Genomic DNA, 17053 nt, shown 5'->3' with positions numbered 1-17053 from the left:
ATCAGGGATGCAGTGCGTGGCGGTACGTTTCCTTGCGCTCGACCCAGTGTTCGATCAGGGCACGCAGTTGGGACAGCTCCACCGGCTTGGCCAGGTGGCCGTCCATGCCGACCCGCTGGGCATGTTCGCGGTGCTCGCTGAGGATATGTGCGGTGAGCGCGACGATCGGCGTGTGCGGGCGAAGCTCGCGGGCCTCCCAGGCGCGCAGCTGTTCGGTGGCGGCGAAACCGTCGAGCACTGGCATTTCGCAGTCCATCAGCACCAGATCGTACTGCCGGGACTTCATCGCCTGCAGGGCTTCCTCGCCGTTGCTGGCGGTGTCCGGCTGCAGATTGAGCTTGCGCAGCATGCCGCGGATGACCTTGGTGGAAATGCTGTTGTCCTCGGCGACCAGGATGCGGAAGTCGCTCGGCACCTCCAGGGGCGCGTTCTCTTCCGTGCCGGCGAGCGGCGGATGAGCCGCACGGCGTTTGCCGAGTTCCTCGGCGAGGGTGGTTTTCAGGGTATAGCCGGCCACCGGCTTGGCGAGGCTGCTGGTGATGCCGGCATTGCGCGCATAGACCCGGCCCGGCGCATCGCTGAGTCCGGTCAGCATGATCAGCAGGATGTCGTGATTCAGGCCGGGGTCTTCCTTGATCCGCTGTGCCAGTTGCAGACCGCTCATGCCGGGCATGTTTTGATCGAGCAGCGCCGCATCGAAGTATTCCCCGAGATGGGCCTTGGTGCGCAGCAGAGCCAAGGCCTCCTTGCCGGAGGACACCGCGCTGACCTTCATACCCCAGGCGCTGCACTGCTGCAGCAGGACCTTGCGGCAGGTGTCGTTGTCGTCCACCACCAGCAGGCGGGCATCGCGCAGCGGGCTGTCGAGATCGGCGACCGGATGCTCCAGGCGCGCCGGATCGAGCGGCAGCGACAGCGACAGCGTGGTGCCGCGCGGCGAGCCGGTCTCGATGTCGCAAACGCCGTGCATCAGGGTGACCAACTGGCGGGCGATGATCAGGTTGAGGCTGCCGTCGATCTGCGCGGCGGAAAGCAGGTCGCTGCTCTGCACGCGGCTGTTCAGTAGCGCTTCGCGCCTGGCCTGCGGCATCGGTTCGCCGCTGTCCTGCACGGCGATATTCAGGCGGGGCCGGGGGCCGCTGGTTTCCAGCGATACCTTGAGCAGGATCTCGCCTTCGTCGGTCTGCCGGAAGGCGTTCTCGATCAGGGTCAGCAGGATCTGGCGCAGCCGCGTCGGGTCGCCGTTGATCACCCGCGGCACCTGCGGCTGGATGAAGCTGATCAGCTCGACCTGGCGCTGTTCCGCCTTGGCGCGGAAGATGCCCAGGCAGTCCTCGATCAGACCGTTGAGATCGAACTGCACGTCGTCCAGCTCGATCTGCCCGGACTCCAGGCGGGAAATGTCGAGGATGTCGTTGATCAGGCTGAGCAGCTCGTTGCCCGAGCTGTTGATCGTCTGCACGTAATCGTACTGCTTGGCGGTCAGCGGTGTGCCGAGCAGCAGCTCGGTCATGCCCAGAACGCCGTTCATCGGGGTGCGGATCTCATGGCTGAGCTTGGCCAGGAATTCGCTCTTGGCGCGCAGTTCCGCGCTGTTCGCCGCCTCGCTGGTGCGCCAGGCGGCACGATCCCGTTCGATCTTGCGCTGGCGCTCGGCCAGGGCGAAGCCGAGTATCAGACCGCTGGCGGCGCTGAAGGCGAACAGCGCGAAGACCTGCCAGCAGGGCCCGAACTGGCCGAAGTCCAGCAGCATCGACAGATAGGCGCTGAAGCCCAGGTGGAAGAGCAGCATGCCGATGAACACCAGGCGTGCCGGGCGATAACCGCGCAGCCAGTGATAGAGGGCGCAAGCGGTCGCGGTCAGGCTGGTGAGCAGGATCAGGCTGCTGCGCAGTCCGTCGTGGGGCGATGGGCCGTCGAGCACGGCGGCCAGCGCCAGCACGGCGATTTCGCCGCGCAGCAGCCATTCGAGCAGGCGCGGGCGCTCCACTTGGTCGAAGAAGCTGCAGGTGAACAGCAGCAGAAAGAGGAAGCTGAAGAAGGTGGCGATGTCCGCCGCCGGGATCTGGTACGGCGCGAGCTGCGGCAGCCAGCTCCCGAGCAGGCCGAAATGCGCGGTGGCGCTGAGCAGGAGCGCAGCCTGCATGGCCGCCAGCCAGAAATTGCAGACCGCCTTGTTGTAGCCGAATCGGATCAGGTTGTAGAGCATCCCCAAGGTCAGGGCGCTGAGCAGCGCTCCCAGGGCGTAGGCCAGCTTGTTCTTGGCCAGCAGGCCGGCCGTATCGAGGTAGTCGAACCAGGCCGGCGCAGCCTGCCGGGGGCCAGCCGCAGCCAGACCTCGCGTGCCGTCTGGTCGGCCGGCAGGGCGAAGAGATGGGCCTGTTCGGGCGAGAACAGGCCGTCCAGGGGGTTCGCCCCGGTTTCGATCCGGCGTTCCGGTATGCCCCGGCTGGTCAGAAAGAAATCGACCCGGTCCACGCGCGGGGCGAACACCCAGATCCAGCGGGGGGTGTCGTGGCCGGCGATGGGCACATGCAGCCAGGCAGCCTGGTTGGCCGGCAGGGTGAGGGAGTGGTGGTCGAGCGGGGCGAAGTGGTCGCGTCGCTCGACGACATCCTTGAGCGTCAGGCTGGCCGATTCGTCGAGGAGAATGCGCCAGTCGCCATGGGGAATGGCATCTTCGCTTGAACGCAGCACGCTGCCAGCCAGGGTCGGCAGGGCCGCAAGCACGACCAGCAGCAGACTGACAATCAGCGTTATGGCATTCCAAGGCCGGCGCACGACGAAGTCCCTTCCAGAGTGAGTGGCCAAATTATAACCAATGGCCTGAGGTTAAGGTAACAGGCAAAAGGCTATCATCCGATAGCCTTTCTTTGCTGGCTCGATCCTTTTCCGGCTAATTATCGCAGGCTTTCAGCCTTCCCGGGCAATCGCGCGGTAGCCGATGTCCTGGCGGTAGAAACAGCCACTCCAGTCGATCTGCGCTGCCAGGGCATAGGCGCCCCGCTGGGCCTCGGACACGCTTGCGCCGAGGGCGGTGGCGCACAGCACGCGGCCGCCGGCGGTGACCACCTGACCGTCCTTGACCGCGGTGCCGGCGTGGAACACCTTGCCGGGCAGTTGTGCGGCGGCGTCCAGGCCGGAGATCGCGGCGCCCTTGGCATAGTCGCCCGGATAGCCGCCGGCGGCCAGCACCACGCCCAGGCTCGGCCGCGGGTCCCACTGCGCCTCGATCTTGTCCAGCGCCTTGGCCAGCGCGGCCTCGACCAGCAACACCAGGGAGGACTGCAAGCGCAGCATCACCGGCTGGGTCTCCGGGTCGCCGAAGCGGCAGTTGAACTCGATGACCTTGGGCGCGCCGCTCTTGTCGATCATCAGGCCGGCGTACAGGAAGCCGGTGTAGACGTTGCCTTCGGCGGCCATGCCACGCACGGTCGGGTAGATGATCTCGTCCATCACCCGCTGGTGCACCGCGGGGGTGACCACCGGCGCCGGGGAGTAGGCACCCATGCCGCCGGTGTTCGGGCCAGTATCGCCGTCGCCGACGCGCTTGTGGTCCTGGCTGGTGGCCATCGGCAGCACGTGCTCGCCGTCGACCATGACGATGAAACTGGCTTCCTCGCCGTCGAGGAACTCCTCGATCACCACGCGCGCGCCGGCGTCGCCGAAGGCGTTGCCGGAGAGCATGTCGCGCACCGCTTCCTCGGCTTCGGCCAGGGTCATGGCGACGATCACGCCCTTGCCGGCGGCCAGGCCGTCAGCCTTGACCACGATGGGGGCGCCCTGCTCGCGCAAATAGGCCAGCGCCGGCTCGACTTCGGTGAAGTTCCGGTAGGCGGCGGTGGGGATGGCGTGGCGGGCCAGGAAGTCCTTGGTGAAGGCCTTGGAGCCTTCCAGCTGGGCGGCACTGGCGGTCGGGCCGAAGATCGGCAGACCGCGCGTGCGGAACAGGTCGACCACACCCTTCACCAGCGGCGCTTCCGGGCCGACGATAGTCAGCTGCACGTTCTGCGCGGCGAAGTCGGCCAGCTGTTCGATGGCCAGCACATCAATGGCGACGTTCTCGCACTTGGCCTCGAGGGCGGTGCCGGCATTGCCCGGGGCGACGAACACCTTGGCGACGCGCGGATCCTGCGCCACCTTCCAGGCCAGGGCGTGCTCGCGGCCGCCGCTGCCGATGATCAGTACGTTCATTTGCTGTCTCCTAGAGGGGAGGCAAAGGCCTTTGGCCCATTCGGTGGAAAACGCTGCGCGGTTTTCCACCCTACGGAATCGGTGATCGTCCCCTCGCAGTGCGCGGGGACGATGAGTTCTCAATGACGGAAGTGGCGCATGCCGGTGAACACCATGGCGATGCCGGCTTCGTCGGCGGCGGCGATCACCTCGTTGTCGCGCATCGAGCCGCCCGGCTGGATCACCGCGCTGATGCCGGCCTTGGCGGCGTTGTCGATACCGTCGCGGAACGGGAAGAAGGCGTCCGAGGCCATCACCGCGCCCTTGACCTCGAGGCCGGCGTGTTCGGCCTTGATCGCGGCGATGCGCGCGGAGTTGACCCGGCTCATCTGCCCGGCGCCGACGCCGACGGTCTGGCGGTTCTTGGCGTAGACGATGGCGTTGGACTTGACGAACTTGGCTACTTTCCAGGCGAAGATCAGGTCGTGGATTTCCTGCTCGGTCGGTGCGCGCCGGGTGACCACCTTCAGATCAGCTTCGCTGATCATGCCGATATCGCGGCTCTGCACCAGCAGGCCGCCGTTGACGCGCTTGTAGTCCAGCCCATGGATGCGTTCGGCCGGCCACTGGCCGCACTCGAGCAGACGCACATTGGCCTTGGCGGCCACCACTTCACGGGCTTCGGCACTGACGGTCGGGGCGATGATCACCTCGACGAACTGGCGCTCGACGATGGCCTTGGCGGTCTCGCCGTCCAGTTCGCGGTTGAAGGCGATGATGCCGCCGAAGGCCGATTCGCTGTCGGTGGCGTAGGCCAGGTCGTAGGCCTTGCGGATGCCGCCGTCGGCGTCCGGCACCACGGCCACGCCGCACGGGTTGGCGTGCTTGACGATCACGCAGGCCGGCTTGGTGAAGCTCTTCACGCACTCCAGCGCGGCGTCGGTGTCGGCCACGTTGTTGAACGACAGTTCCTTGCCCTGCAGCTGGCGCGCGGTGGCGACACTGGCTTCGGCCGGGTTGGCCTCGACGTAGAAGGCCGCGCTCTGGTGCGGGTTCTCGCCGTAGCGCATGTCCTGGGCCTTGACGAACTGGCTGTTGAAGGTGCGCGGGAATGCGCTGCGACCTGCGGTGCTCAGGGTCTCGGCCGACTGGTCGATGGTGCCCAGGTAGTTGGCGATCATGCCGTCGTAGGCGGCGGTGTGCTCGAAGGCCTTGAGGGCCAGGTCGAAGCGTTGTGCGTAGGTCAGGCCGCCGGCCTTGAGGCCCTCGACGATGCCGGCGTAGTCGCCGGCGTTGACCACGATGGCGACGTCCTTGTGGTTCTTGGCCGCGCTGCGGACCATGGTCGGACCGCCGATGTCGATGTTCTCGATGGCATCGGGCAGGGTGCAGCCCGGCTTGGCCACGGTGGCGGCGAACGGGTAGAGGTTGACCGCCACCAGGTCGATCGGCGCGATGCCGTGCTCGGCCATCACCGCGCCGTCGAGGTCGCGACGGCCGAGGATGCCGCCGTGGATCTTCGGATGCAGGGTCTTCACCCGGCCGTCCATCATTTCCGGGAAGCCGGTATAGTCGGCCACTTCCACGGCGGCGATGCCGTTGTCGCGCAGCAGCTTGAAGGTGCCGCCGGTGGAGAGGATCTCGACGCCGAGGGCGGCGAGCTCGCGGGCGAAGTCGACGACGCCGGTCTTGTCGGACACGCTGATCAGCGCGCGGCGGACGGGAAGGCGGGTGGTCTGGTCGGTCATCTCGGGTTCCATCAGAACGGGATTGAATGGAAACGGGAACGGCCGGGCCGCTCCCGTTTCAGACGGATAGGGTTACAGCAGGTCGTACTGCTTGAGCTTCTTGCGCAGGGTGCCGCGGTTCAGGCCGAGCAACTCGGAGGCCTTGGTCTGGTTGCCCTTGACGTACTGCATCACGGTTTCCAGCAGCGGGGCTTCCACTTCGGAGAGCACCAGGTTGTAGACGTCCGTGACAGCGGCGCCTTCGAGATGGGCGAAATAGTTGCGCAGCGCCTTCTCCACGCTGTCGCGCAGCGTCTGGCCCGCCTCGCTCGGCGTGTTCAGGTGCTGTTTCAGATTGGCGTTGTCGCTCACGGGTGTCGTTCCACTCTCTAAAGTCTCGGTCGTCGTCGTCATGCGGCCACCCCATCTCCCTTGTCGTGACGTTCGGCGAAGAAGCGCCGAACCTGGGCGCTCTGCGCGTCCGTAGTATCCAAGCGGTTGAACTGGGCACGGAATTCCCGCGCGCCGGGCAGGGTCGCCAGGTACCAGCCGACGTGCTTGCGGGCGATGCGGACGCCCAGTTCTTCTCCGTAGAAACGGTGCAGCGCGGCCAGGTGCTCGAGCAGAACGGGTTCCACCTCGACCGCCGTGACTGCCGGCAGGTGCTCGCCGGTCCGCAGGTAGTGCTCGATCTCGCGGAAGATCCAGGGGCGCCCCTGGGCGGCACGGCCGATCAGCAGGCCGTCGGCGCCGGTGGCGTCGAGCACCTGGCGGGCCTTCTCCGGCGAATCGATGTCGCCGTTGGCGAACACCGGAATCGAGACCGCCTGCTTGATCGCGGCGATGGTGTCGTACTCGGCCGCGCCGCTGTAGAGGTCGGCGCGGGTCCGCCCGTGCACGGCGAGGGCGGCGATACCGGCCTGTTCGGCGAGCCGGGCCACGCTGACGCCGTTGCGATTGGCATGGTCCCAGCCGGTGCGGATCTTCAGGGTCACCGGCACCTCGACGGCGGCCACCACCGCCTGGAGAATCTCGGCGACCAGCGTCTCGTTCTTCATCAGTGCCGAGCCGGCGGCCTTGTTGCAGACCTTCTTCGCCGGACAGCCCATGTTGATGTCGATGATCTGCGCGCCCAGCTCGACGTTGCGGCGGGCCGCCTCGGCGAGCATCTGCGGGTCGCCACCGGCGATCTGCACTGAACGCGGCTCCGGCTCGTCCTCGTGCGGCAGGCGCAGCCGGGACTTGCGGCTGTTCCACAGGCGAACGTCGCTGGTGAGCATTTCCGAAACCGTCATGCCGGCGCCGAGCTGGCGGCACAGCGCACGGAACGGCCGATCGGTAACGCCGGCCATGGGCGCCAGGATCAGTCGGTTGGGCAAAGTGTAGGGGCCGATACGTACCGCCGACATAGGTCTTCCCTGCTGGAGACGGGTTTCAGGTCGAACGGGGACCGCAAAAAAAGGGTGGGCATGATACCTGCTCTCCATGAATGGATAAAGGCTATCCTGCACAAAATATGAACAGCAGACAGGCAGGCGTCCGTGATCGGCGGGCAGCCCGGGCTGCCCTTCAGGCGGCGATGTCACTCCGGAGAGTGAAAGCTTAGGCTGTAATTCACCGCCTGTGTGCCCGGGTCGAGAATCTCCAGCGAGATGTGGATCGGCGTCTGCGGCGGCATTTCCTGCTGCCCGGCCAGTTCGCCGCTCAGGTACTCGTTGGGTTTGAAGCGCCGGGTGGTCACGGGCTGGCCGTTGATGTCGGCGAAGCGCAGCTCGAGCAGCGGAAAGGGCTGGGCGAAGGTGGCGCGGTTGTAGAGGATCGCATCGACCACCAGCGCGCCGGCGAATTCGGGATGATGGCGCACCACCAGGTTGCTGCTCTTGATCTGGGCGATGTCGACCCGCGGCGGCAGGCTGCAGCCGAGGCTGGGGCACAGTCGCTCGAACCAGGGCCGGTAGCTGTCCTGTCGCACCAGTTCGTCGTAGTGGGACCGGACGTACTGGCCGATCAGCACGCCGGCCGCGAGCAGGTTCAGGGCGATCCAGGCGAGGCGGCGGCCCCAGGGTTGGCGAGGCCTCTGCCAGTCGAGGTGAAGGGGCTCGTCGGTCAGCTCGAGCAGTCCCTCCTTGGGGCGTTCCGGTTCACTGCTCGGCTGCGGGGGGGCCGGCGGGCGCGGTTCCGCTCCGGCGGCGGGGATAGTCCGGGGCGCAGGCGCAGGTGTGCGCAACGGCTGGTCTTCCTCGGCGGGCGGTTTCAGGGTCAGGGTCGGCTCGGGGCGTTCGTCCGGCGCGCTTGGTGTGACCAGCAGGCTGCCGGTCGGCGGCAGCAGCGGCTCGACGGGTTCCTGGCGGGGCTGGGCGACCACCGGCCGTGGCGCCGCCGGCGCGGTATCGGCGCTCTGCAGGCGCGCCATCAGCTGGCGTTCCTGGCTTTCCAGCTTGGCCAGCTCCTCGTCCAGGTCGAGGGTATCCAGATCCAGATCACCCAAGTCGAGTTCGTCGTAGTCCCAGTGGGGCGTGGGCGCCGGCGGCGGCTCGCTCGCAGGCGCCGCGGCCGGCGCACTTGCGGCGGTCGATGCGTCGGCGGCTGCGGCGGGTTGGGACGCCGGTCGCTCGATCAGGTGCTTGGCGGCATTGAATACCTGCAGGCAGGCACCGCAGCGCACTGCTCCGCGGGCAGCATCGAGCTGCGCGCGGTTGATGCGGAAGCGGGTCTGGCAGTGCGGGCACTGGGTGGCGAAGGTTTCTGTCATGCGGCGAGCCGGCAGTCGGCGGTCTGGACTGATCGGGGCGCTAGTCTAGCGCAGCCATTGGACCTGAGGAGCAGGAAATCAGTGACGCACGCCGCTGATGCGCACCCAGCCGTCCTTCTCCGCCGTGGGGTCGAGAGCGAAGGCATCGGCATAGGCGGCGCGCACCTCCTCGGCCTGCTCGGCGAGGATGCCGGACAGCGCCAGGTGGCCGCCGCTCTTGACCAGGCGGGTGATCTGCGGGGCCAACTGCACCAGCGGGCCGGCGAGAATGTTGGCCACCACCACGTCGGACGGCTGCTGCGGCAGCTCGGCTGGCAGGTAGAGCGGAAAGCGCGCCGGGTCGATGCCGTTGCGCGTGGCGTTGTCGTGCGAGGCCTCCAGGGCCTGCGGGTCGATGTCGGTGCCGACCGCCCGCTCGGCGCCGAGCAGCAGCGCGGCGATGGCGAGGATGCCCGAGCCGCAGCCGAAGTCCAGCACGCTGCAGCCGGCGAGGTCCTGGCCGTCCAGCCACTCCAGGCACAGCGCGGTGGTCGGGTGGGTGCCGGTACCGAAGGCCAGGCCCGGATCGAGCAGCAGGTTGACCGCCTCGGGCTCCGGCGCCTGGTGCCAGCTCGGCACGATCCACAGGCGGCGGCCGAAGCGCATCGGCTGGAAATTGTCCATCCAGCTGCGCTCCCAGTCCTGGTCCTCGATGCGCTCGACCCGGTGCTCGGGCAACTCGCCGCCGCGCAGCAGGCGCAGGTGGGCGAGCAGAGCATCCGCGTCGGTGTCGGCCTCGAACAGCGCCAGCAGATGGGTGTGCGACCAGAGCGGGGTGGTGCCGAGGTCCGGCTCGAAGATCGGCTGGTCCTCGGCATCCATGAAGGTCACCGAAACCGCGCCCAGCTCGAGCAGCTGATCTTCCAGCGCACCGGCCTGGTCGGGGGTGATGGCGAGACGGATTTGCAGCCAGGGCATGGGGAGGCCTCTTCGGGAATGGGCGGAAAGGCGCGCAAGCTTACTGGAGGGGCTGATGCGCTGCCAGTCTGGGGCGGTAGGGTGGAAAACGACCGCAGGTCTTTTCCACCGCCGGTGCAGGGAGTCTGGTGGAAAATCCCTGCGCGCGTTTTCCACCCGGCGATCATCGTTGCAGCGGAAAACGACAGGGGCCACCCGAAGGCGGCCCCCATCATGCGGCGCCGGCACGTGGCTCAGTGCTTGTCCAGACCCAGTTTCTTTTCCAGGTAGTGGATGTTCACGCCGCCCTGGCAGAAGCCCGGATCGCGGGTGAGCTCGCGGTGCAGCGGCACGTTGGTCTTGATGCCGTCGACGACGATCTCGTCCAGGGCGTTGCGCATGCGCGCCATGGCCTCGTCGCGATCCTTGCCGTAGGCGATCAGCTTGCCGATCAGCGAGTCGTAGTTCGGCGGCACCGCATAACCGCTGTAAAGATGCGAATCGACGCGGATACCGTTGCCGCCCGGGGCGTGGAAGTGCTTGACCTTGCCCGGGCTGGGCATGAAGGTCGCCGGGTCCTCGGCGTTGATCCGGCACTCCAGCGCATGGCCGCGGATCACCACGTCCTCCTGACGGATCGACAGCGGCTCGCCGCCGGCGATGCGCAGCATCTCCTTGACGATGTCGACGCCGGTGACCATCTCGGTGACCGGGTGCTCTACCTGCACGCGGGTGTTCATCTCGATGAAGTAGAAGCGGCCGTCCTCGTAGAGGAACTCGAAGGTGCCGGCGCCGCGGTAGCCGATCTCGATGCAGGCGCGCACGCAGCGGTCCAGCACCTCGGCGCGGGCCTGCGGGTCGATACCCGGCGCCGGGGCCTCCTCCAGAACCTTCTGGTGACGACGCTGCAGCGAACAGTCGCGGTCGCCCAGGTGGATGGCGTTGCCCTTGCCGTCGGACAGCACCTGCACTTCCACGTGACGCGGGTTCTCGAGGAACTTCTCCAGGTAGACCATGCTGTTGCCGAAGGCCGCCTCGGCCTCGGTGCGGGTCAGTCGCGCCGACTTGATCAGGTCCTCTTCCTTGCGGACCACGCGCATGCCGCGTCCGCCGCCGCCGCCGGCAGCCTTGATGATCACCGGATAGCCGACCTGGCGGGCGATCGCCAAGGCGGTTTCCTCGTCTTCCGGCAGCGGACCGTCGGAGCCGGGCACGGTGGGCACGCCGGCCCGCTTCATGGCGTCCTTGGCCGAGACCTTGTCGCCCATCAGGCGGATCACCTCGGCGGTCGGACCGATGAAGGCGAAACCGGACTTCTCCACCTGTTCGGCGAAGTCGGCGTTCTCGGCGAGAAAGCCGTAGCCCGGGTGGATCCCGGTCGCGCCGGTGACTTCGGCGGCGGCGATGATGGCCGGGATGTGCAGATAGGATTTGGCCGACGGGGCCGGGCCGATGCACACGCTCTCGTCGGCGAGGCCCAGGTGCATCAGTTCGCGGTCCGCCGTCGAGTACACAGCCACCGTCTTGATGCCCAGTTCCTTGCAGGCGCGCAGGATGCGCAGGGCGATCTCGCCACGGTTGGCGATCAGGACTTTTTCCAACATCGCAGGATCTCCGCGGTTCAGACGATGGTGAACAGCGGCTGGTCGTATTCTACCGGCTGGCCGTTTTCCACCAGGATGGCTTCGATGACGCCGCCGACTTCAGCCTCGATGTGGTTCATCATCTTCATGGCTTCGACGATGCACAGGATGTCGCCCTTCTTCACGCTCTGGCCGACCTGCACGAAGGAGGGCGCGCTCGGCGACGGCGAGCGGTAGAAGGTGCCGACCATCGGCGAGCGGACCACGTGGCCGTTCAGCTTGGGAGCGGCCGGCGCCGCGGCTTCGGCCGGCGCCGCGGCGGCGATGGCCGGGGCCGGCATGGCGGCGGGCATGGCGGCCAGCGCCGGTGCAGCGGCATACACCGGCTGCGGAGCGCTCTTGGAGTGGCGGCTGATGCGAACCGATTCTTCGCCTTCGCGAATCTCCAGCTCGTCGATACCGGACTCTTCCAGCAGTTCGATCAGTTTCTTGACTTTGCGGATATCCATTCGAAATAACTCCGGTTGCGAATCAGGGACGTTCAAGTTGTTCGAGGGCGGCTTCCAGGGCCAGCCGGTAGCCGCTGGCGCCCAGACCGCAGATCACCCCTACGGCGATGTCGGAAAAGTAGGAGTGATGGCGGAAGGGCTCGCGCTTGTGCACGTTGGACAGATGCACTTCGGTGAATGGGATGCTCACCGCCAGCAATGCGTCACGTAGGGCGACACTTGTATGGGTGAAAGCCGCCGGATTGAAGATGATGTACTCCACGCCTTCCTGGCGGGCGGCATGGATGCGCTCGATCAGCACATGCTCGGCATTGCTCTGCAGGTGCAGCAGGCGATGCCCGGCTGCGCTGGCGCGGCGCTCCAGGTCCTGGTTGATCTGCGCGAGGGTGGTGGCGCCATACACGCCGGGTTCGCGGGTGCCCAGCAGGTTGAGGTTGGGGCCGTGCAGAACCAGTAAGGTGGCCATGTCGGTTGTTGTCCTTGCGTACTGAATAAGGGAGCACGGCAACGGGCCGGCCCGCCCCGCAGCGAGCGGGTTGGCTGGGGCGCCGTTCCGTCGAGACCTTCAGCCAAACATTTTAACCGGAATTTCCTGCATCTTACCTGCGATTCCTCGCAGATGCGTTGCAAAATCAACGCTGGGATTGACTTTCCCGCAGGCGTTGCGCAAACGCCGCGGCGTCGATCTCGCCGACCACCCGCAGTGCCTCGCGTTCCGTGCCGTCGGCGGCGAAGAATTGGATGGCTGGCGGGCCGAACAGCCGGTAGCGGTCCAATAGGGCGCGCTGCGCCGGGGTGCCGGCGGTGATGTCGAAGCGGATCAGCCGGTAGTCGCCGAGCAGCGCGGCGACCTGCGGGTCGGCGAACACCTCGCGTTCGATCACCTTGCAACTGATGCACCAGTCGGCATACCAGTCGAGCAGCAAGGGCCGGCCGGCCTGCTTCGCCTCGGCCAGGGCGGCGTCCAGCGCCTGTGGCGTGTCGAGGGTCCGCCAGGCGTCGGCGGCCTGCGCCGCGGGGGCGGCGGACAGCGGCGCGCTGCCCAGCGGGCGCAGCGGATCGGACTCGCCGCGCAGCGCGCCGGTCCAACTGGCCAGGGCGTAGACCAGCAGGACCAGCCCGGCCAACTGGCCGAGCTTCTGCCGGTGGCTCTTCGCGGTGAACTCCAGGGCGCCGAGAAACAGCGCCACCCCGCCGGCCAGCAATCCCCACAGGGCCAGCGCCAGCGGACCGGGCAGCACCCGCTCGAGCAGCCACACGGCAACCGCCAGCAGCAGCACGCCGAAGGCGTTGCGCACCGCGAGCATCCAAGGGCCGCTTTTCGGCAGCAACGCGCCACCGCCGGTGGCGAACAGTACCAGCGGCGCACCCATGCCGAGTCCCAGGACGAAGAGCTTGAGGCCGCCGCCCAGGGCATCGCCGCTCGAGCTGATATACAGCAGCGCGCCGGCTAGCGGGGCGGAGACGCAGGGCGAGACCAGCAGGCTGGACAGCACGCCGAGAACCGCGGCGCCCCACAACGAGCCGCCGCGGGTACTGCCGGCCAGGCGCTCCAGCGGGGTGGCGAGGAACTGTGGCAGGCGCAGCTCGAAGACCCCGAACATGGCCAGGGCGAACAGGCCGAAGAAGGCGGCGAAAGGCGCCAGGACCCAGGGCGACTGCAAGCGCGCCTGCAGGTTCAGCTCGGCGCCGAACAGCCCCATCAGCGCGCCGAGCACGGCGAAGCAGGCGGCCATCGGCAGCACGTAGGCCAGCGACAGGGCCAGGCCGCGCGCGCCGCCGATCTCGCCGCGCAGCACCACGCCGGAGAGGATCGGCAGCATCGGCAGCACGCAGGGCGTGAAGGTCAGGCCGAGTCCGGCGAGGAGGAACAGCGCCAGCTCCCGCCAGCTCCAGGCCGGCGTGCCGGCGGGCGGGGCGGCTCCGCTCGGAGTGCCTGCTGCGGAAGCGCCGGCCGCGCCGATCTGCAGCCGCTCGCTTTCCGGCGGGTAGCAGAGGCCCTTGTCGGCGCAGCCCTGGTAGCCGACCTGCAGGGTGAAGGGGCGCCCGTCGGGGTTGTCCAGCGGCAGCTCGACGTCGAGCACGCCGTAATAAACCTCCGTCTCGCCGAAGTACGCATCGGTCTTGCGCGTGCCGTCCGGCAGGCGCGGCGCGCCGAGCGCGACCCCGGGCGTCTCGCTGCGAAACTGCAGGCGCTGGCGGTACAGGTAGTAGCCCTCGGCGGCGACGAAGCGCAGCTTCACCGCCTGCGGGCTGTCCTCCACCAGGCTCAGGCGGAAAGCCTCGCGGACCGGCAGGAAGTCGCCGCGGTTGTCCAGTCCGCCCAGCGTGGCGCCGGGCCGGCTGTCGAACAGGCCGGCAGCGGCAGGCAGGGCGAGCAGCAGCAGGAGCAGGGGCAGCAGGCGGCGCATGGCGTTCTCGCAGAAACGTGCAGAAATACAAAGGGCCGGATGATACCGGAGGCGGCGAAGCGCTGCAGGCCGCGGCCGGTGCGGCAAGCGCCACCTTGGTCGCAGGCCGGCGCGGCGCCGTGCCGTCCCGGTGCGCCGCCCATTAATGCTAGGCTTGCGCAGCCGGCCCGCAGGCCGGCCGACTTTTCGAATCACGAAGGATTTTGCCATGCTGGATTGGAAAGAAAGCGCAAGCCGTGCATACGGCGGGGCCGACAGCGCCCTGCGGCGCGTCGTCGGCAACCACTGGCTGGGCCGCGCCCTGGCGCTGCTGCTCGCCCTCTATCTGCTGGTGACCGGGCTGCTCGGCTGGTACTGGAGCCTGGAGCCGGATGCCTTCCCGGTGCAGGAGAACGCCCAGACCGCGGCCGAGCAGGCACAGCGCAAGTTCGTCAAGGGCTACACCACCGTCGAGACCCTGAGGACCGTGGCCGGCACCCTGCTCGACAAGCCCGGCGGCTATCTGACCAACGACCTGTCTCCGCCCGGCATCTGGCTGGACAACATGCCCAACTGGGAATTCGGCGTGCTGACCCAGGTGCGCGACCTGGCGCGCTCGCTGCGCAAGGAAATGGCCCGCTCGCAGTCGCAGTCCACCGAGGACCCGGACCTGGCCAAGGCCGAGCCGCGCTTCAACTTCGACAACCGCAGCTGGGCGCTGCCGGCCTCCGAGACCGAATACCGCGCCGGTCTCAAGCTGCTCGACAGCTACCTGGCGCGCCTGGCCGACCCGGCCAAGCCCAGCGCGCAGTTCTTCGCCCGCGCCGACAACCTGAACGGCTGGCTGGGCGACGTTTCCACCCGGCTCGGCTCGCTGTCCCAGCGGCTCTCGGCGAGCGTCGGCCAGGAGCGCCTGGACGCCGACCTGGTGCCCGACGAGGCAACCGGCCAGGTGCAGCAGGGCGAGGAGGTCAAGACGCCCTGGCTGCAGATCGACAACGTGTTCTACGAGGCGCGCGGCCAGGCCTGGGCGCTGGCGCACTTCCTGCGCGCCATCGAGGTGGACTTCGGCGACGTGCTGGCGCGCAAGAACGCCATCGTCAGCCTCCAGCAGATCATCCGCGAGCTGGAGGCGGCGCAGGAGCCGCTGTGGAGCCCGATGGTGCTGAACGGCGGCGGCTACGGCGTGCTGGCCAACCACTCGCTGGTAATGGCCAACTTCATCTCCCGGGCCAACGCCGCGCTGATCGACCTGCGCACGCTGCTGTCCCAGGGCTGATGGACATCTCCGCACGGGAGGCGGCCCATCGGGCCGCTTCCGACGCCGAACTGGTCGCCTGGGTCGACGCCGACGACCGTCCGCTCGGCGCACTGCCCCGCGCCGAGCTGCGCGCGCGCGGACTGATCGGCCGCGGCACCTTCATCCTGCTGTTCAACGGCGCCGGGCAGCTCTGCGTGCACCGGCGCACCTTCAGCAAGGCGATCTATCCCGGCTACTGGGACGTGGCCGCCGGCGGCATGGTGCAGGCCGGCGAGGAATACGGCCCCTCCGCCGTCCGCGAACTGGAGGAGGAGCTCGGCATCGCCGGCGTGGCGCTGCGCGAGCACGGCCGCTTCTTCTTCGACCAGCCGGACAACCGCCTATGGTGCGCGGTGTTCTCGGCGGTTTCCGACGCTCCCCTGGTGCTGCAGCCCGAGGAGGTGCTGGAGGCCCGCTTCATCCGGCCCCACGAGGCCCTGCGCGAGGCCCTGGAGCTCCCCTACTGCCCGGACGCGCTGCAGGCGCTGCGCCGCTACCTCGGGCTGGGCTGAGGCGGCGACATCTCCGGCTCCTTGACCGGGCGCATCCGGGCAGCCATGCGGATTCCCTACACTGTCGACGATTCCCACAGCAGCCGGCCCGCCGGGAGTGGCGGCGCCGGTCGAACGGCAGGAGCTTTCATCCATGAAGATCGTGATGTTCAGTGCACAGCCCTACGACGAGCGCTCGTTCGACGAGGTACTGCAGCGCGACTACGCCGCCCGCGGCTTCGAGCTGGTCTACCAGAAGGCCGCGCTGTCGGCGCAGACCGTGGCGCTGGCCCAGGGCTGCCAGGCGGTGTGCGCCTTCGTCAACGACCAGCTCGATGCGCCGGTGCTGGAGACCCTGCACGGCTACGGCGTGCGCGCGGTCCTGCTGCGCTGCGCGGGCTTCAACCACATCGACCTGGAGGCCGCCCGCCGCCTGGGGCTGTTCGTCGCCCGGGTGCCGGCCTATTCGCCGGAGGCGGTGGCCGAGCACACCATCGCCCTGATCCTGACCCTCAACCGGCATACCCACCGCGCCTACAACCGGGTCCGCGAGGGCAACTTCATGCTCGACGGCCTGCTCGGCTTCAACCTGCACGGCAAGACCGTGGGGGTGGTCGGCACCGGCAAGATCGGCCTGGCCACGGCGCGCATCCTCAAGGGCTTCGGCTGCCGGGTGCTCGGCCACGATCCGTACCCGACGGACGAGTTCGCCGCGCTCGGCGACTACGTGGCGCTCGACGTGCTGCTCGCCGAATCCGACGTGGTCAGCCTGCACTGCCCGCTGAGCGACGCCACCCGCCACCTGATCGATGCCGCCCGCCTGGCGCGGATCAAGCACGGCGCCATGCTGGTCAACACCTCCCGCGGCGCGCTGATCGACACCCGCGCGGTGGTCGCCGCGCTCAAGTCGCGGCGCCTCTCGGCGCTGGCCATCGACGTCTACGAGCAGGAGAGCCAGCTGTTCTTCCACGACCGCTCCTCGGACATCATCGACGACGACGTCTTCACCCGGCTGATGACCTTCCCCAACGTGATCGTCACCGGCCACCAGGGCTTCTTCACCGCCGAGGCGCTGCGCGAGATCGCCGAGACCACCCTGCACAACCTCGACTGCTACGCCGGCGGCCGCGCCTGCGGGAACGTGCTGGCGGGCGGCGCCTGAGCGACGGCGGGCGGTGGCGGATGCGGCATG

Annotated in this window: 13 protein-coding genes and 1 pseudogene; 3 read left to right on the top strand and 11 right to left on the bottom strand. The window is 68.2% G+C overall.

Translation table 11 applies throughout. The features are described from left to right. Window position 1 precedes the first annotated feature (1 nt). The 11 genes and pseudogenes from Atro_RS10420 to Atro_RS10370 form a co-directional block, all read right to left on the bottom strand. Window positions 2-2781, bottom strand: a pseudogene (locus Atro_RS10420) (hybrid sensor histidine kinase/response regulator). A 132-nt stretch (window positions 2782-2913) separates the two neighbouring features. Further along, window positions 2914-4194: a phosphoribosylamine--glycine ligase gene (gene purD / locus Atro_RS10415; RefSeq protein WP_497927528.1), complete on the bottom strand. Its 1281-nt coding sequence runs from the start codon at window positions 4192-4194 to the stop codon at window positions 2914-2916. A 119-nt stretch (window positions 4195-4313) separates the two neighbouring features. After that, the gene (gene purH / locus Atro_RS10410) at window positions 4314-5921 is read right to left on the bottom strand and encodes a bifunctional phosphoribosylaminoimidazolecarboxamide formyltransferase/IMP cyclohydrolase (protein ID WP_497927527.1); all 1608 of its coding nucleotides are present in this window, start codon (window positions 5919-5921) and stop codon (window positions 4314-4316) included. A 72-nt stretch (window positions 5922-5993) separates the two neighbouring features. Continuing rightward, complete coding sequence (gene fis, locus Atro_RS10405) at window positions 5994-6314, bottom strand: DNA-binding transcriptional regulator Fis (protein WP_041806900.1); 321 nt, start codon at window positions 6312-6314, stop codon at window positions 5994-5996. Further along, entirely contained in the window at window positions 6311-7309 is a 999-nt protein-coding gene (gene dusB / locus Atro_RS10400) for a tRNA dihydrouridine synthase DusB (protein ID WP_497927526.1), read from the bottom strand. The genes fis and dusB overlap by 4 nt, the downstream gene beginning before the upstream one ends. Before the next feature lie 173 nt (window positions 7310-7482). Beyond that, window positions 7483-8652 (bottom strand): DUF3426 domain-containing protein, encoded by a 1170-nt coding sequence (locus Atro_RS10395; protein ID WP_497927525.1) that lies wholly within the window; start codon window positions 8650-8652, stop codon window positions 7483-7485. Between the two features lie 78 nt (window positions 8653-8730). Then, complete coding sequence (prmA, locus tag Atro_RS10390) at window positions 8731-9609, bottom strand: 50S ribosomal protein L11 methyltransferase (protein ID WP_497927524.1); 879 nt, start codon at window positions 9607-9609, stop codon at window positions 8731-8733. A gap of 233 nt (window positions 9610-9842) precedes the next feature. Continuing rightward, on the bottom strand, window positions 9843-11192 hold the full coding sequence (gene accC, locus Atro_RS10385; RefSeq protein WP_497927523.1) for an acetyl-CoA carboxylase biotin carboxylase subunit: 1350 nt from the start codon (window positions 11190-11192) through the stop codon (window positions 9843-9845). A gap of 17 nt (window positions 11193-11209) precedes the next feature. Continuing rightward, on the bottom strand, window positions 11210-11680 hold the full coding sequence (gene accB / locus Atro_RS10380; RefSeq protein WP_497927522.1) for an acetyl-CoA carboxylase biotin carboxyl carrier protein: 471 nt from the start codon (window positions 11678-11680) through the stop codon (window positions 11210-11212). A 22-nt stretch (window positions 11681-11702) separates the two neighbouring features. Next, the gene (gene aroQ, locus Atro_RS10375; protein WP_497927521.1) at window positions 11703-12146 is read right to left on the bottom strand and encodes a type II 3-dehydroquinate dehydratase; all 444 of its coding nucleotides are present in this window, start codon (window positions 12144-12146) and stop codon (window positions 11703-11705) included. Between the two features lie 166 nt (window positions 12147-12312). After that, complete coding sequence (locus Atro_RS10370; RefSeq protein WP_497927520.1) at window positions 12313-14091, bottom strand: protein-disulfide reductase DsbD; 1779 nt, start codon at window positions 14089-14091, stop codon at window positions 12313-12315. A 208-nt stretch (window positions 14092-14299) separates the two neighbouring features. Between Atro_RS10370 and Atro_RS10365 the strand changes: the two genes are divergently transcribed. The 3 genes from Atro_RS10365 (at window position 14300) to Atro_RS10355 (ending at window position 17023) form a co-directional block, all read left to right on the top strand. Then, a complete protein-coding gene (locus Atro_RS10365) occupies window positions 14300-15349 on the top strand; it encodes a DUF2333 family protein (protein ID WP_497927519.1) in 1050 nt (349 codons plus the stop codon). After that, on the top strand, window positions 15349-15882 hold the full coding sequence (locus Atro_RS10360) for an NUDIX hydrolase (RefSeq protein ID WP_497927518.1): 534 nt from the start codon (window positions 15349-15351) through the stop codon (window positions 15880-15882). The genes Atro_RS10365 and Atro_RS10360 overlap by 1 nt, the downstream gene beginning before the upstream one ends. A 133-nt stretch (window positions 15883-16015) precedes the next feature. After that, window positions 16016-17023 carry a 2-hydroxyacid dehydrogenase gene (locus tag Atro_RS10355; RefSeq protein ID WP_497927517.1) on the top strand — a complete coding sequence of 336 codons (1008 nt, stop codon included), beginning with the start codon at window positions 16016-16018 and terminating at the stop codon, window positions 17021-17023. Window positions 17024-17053 lie beyond the last annotated feature (30 nt).

This window comes from Azotobacter tropicalis, from assembly GCF_059739045.1.
The sequence above is the reverse complement of the archived record's forward strand: the minus strand, read 5'-3'. Positions and strand labels throughout refer to the sequence as shown.

Coding starts and splice junctions, on each gene's coding strand:
- purD (WP_497927528.1), bottom strand. CDS start 4,194: ATGAACGTACTGATCATCGGCAGCGGCGGCCGCGAGCACGCCCTGGCC.
- purH (WP_497927527.1), bottom strand. CDS start 5,921: ATGACCGACCAGACCACCCGCCTTCCCGTCCGCCGCGCGCTGATCAGC.
- fis (WP_041806900.1), bottom strand. CDS start 6,314: ATGACGACGACGACCGAGACTTTAGAGAGTGGAACGACACCCGTGAGC.
- dusB (WP_497927526.1), bottom strand. CDS start 7,309: ATGTCGGCGGTACGTATCGGCCCCTACACTTTGCCCAACCGACTGATC.
- Atro_RS10395 (WP_497927525.1), bottom strand. CDS start 8,652: ATGACAGAAACCTTCGCCACCCAGTGCCCGCACTGCCAGACCCGCTTC.
- prmA (WP_497927524.1), bottom strand. CDS start 9,609: ATGCCCTGGCTGCAAATCCGTCTCGCCATCACCCCCGACCAGGCCGGT.
- accC (WP_497927523.1), bottom strand. CDS start 11,192: ATGTTGGAAAAAGTCCTGATCGCCAACCGTGGCGAGATCGCCCTGCGC.
- accB (WP_497927522.1), bottom strand. CDS start 11,680: ATGGATATCCGCAAAGTCAAGAAACTGATCGAACTGCTGGAAGAGTCC.
- aroQ (WP_497927521.1), bottom strand. CDS start 12,146: ATGGCCACCTTACTGGTTCTGCACGGCCCCAACCTCAACCTGCTGGGC.
- Atro_RS10370 (WP_497927520.1), bottom strand. CDS start 14,091: ATGCGCCGCCTGCTGCCCCTGCTCCTGCTGCTGCTCGCCCTGCCTGCC.
- Atro_RS10365 (WP_497927519.1), top strand. CDS start 14,300: ATGCTGGATTGGAAAGAAAGCGCAAGCCGTGCATACGGCGGGGCCGAC.
- Atro_RS10360 (WP_497927518.1), top strand. CDS start 15,349: ATGGACATCTCCGCACGGGAGGCGGCCCATCGGGCCGCTTCCGACGCC.
- Atro_RS10355 (WP_497927517.1), top strand. CDS start 16,016: ATGAAGATCGTGATGTTCAGTGCACAGCCCTACGACGAGCGCTCGTTC.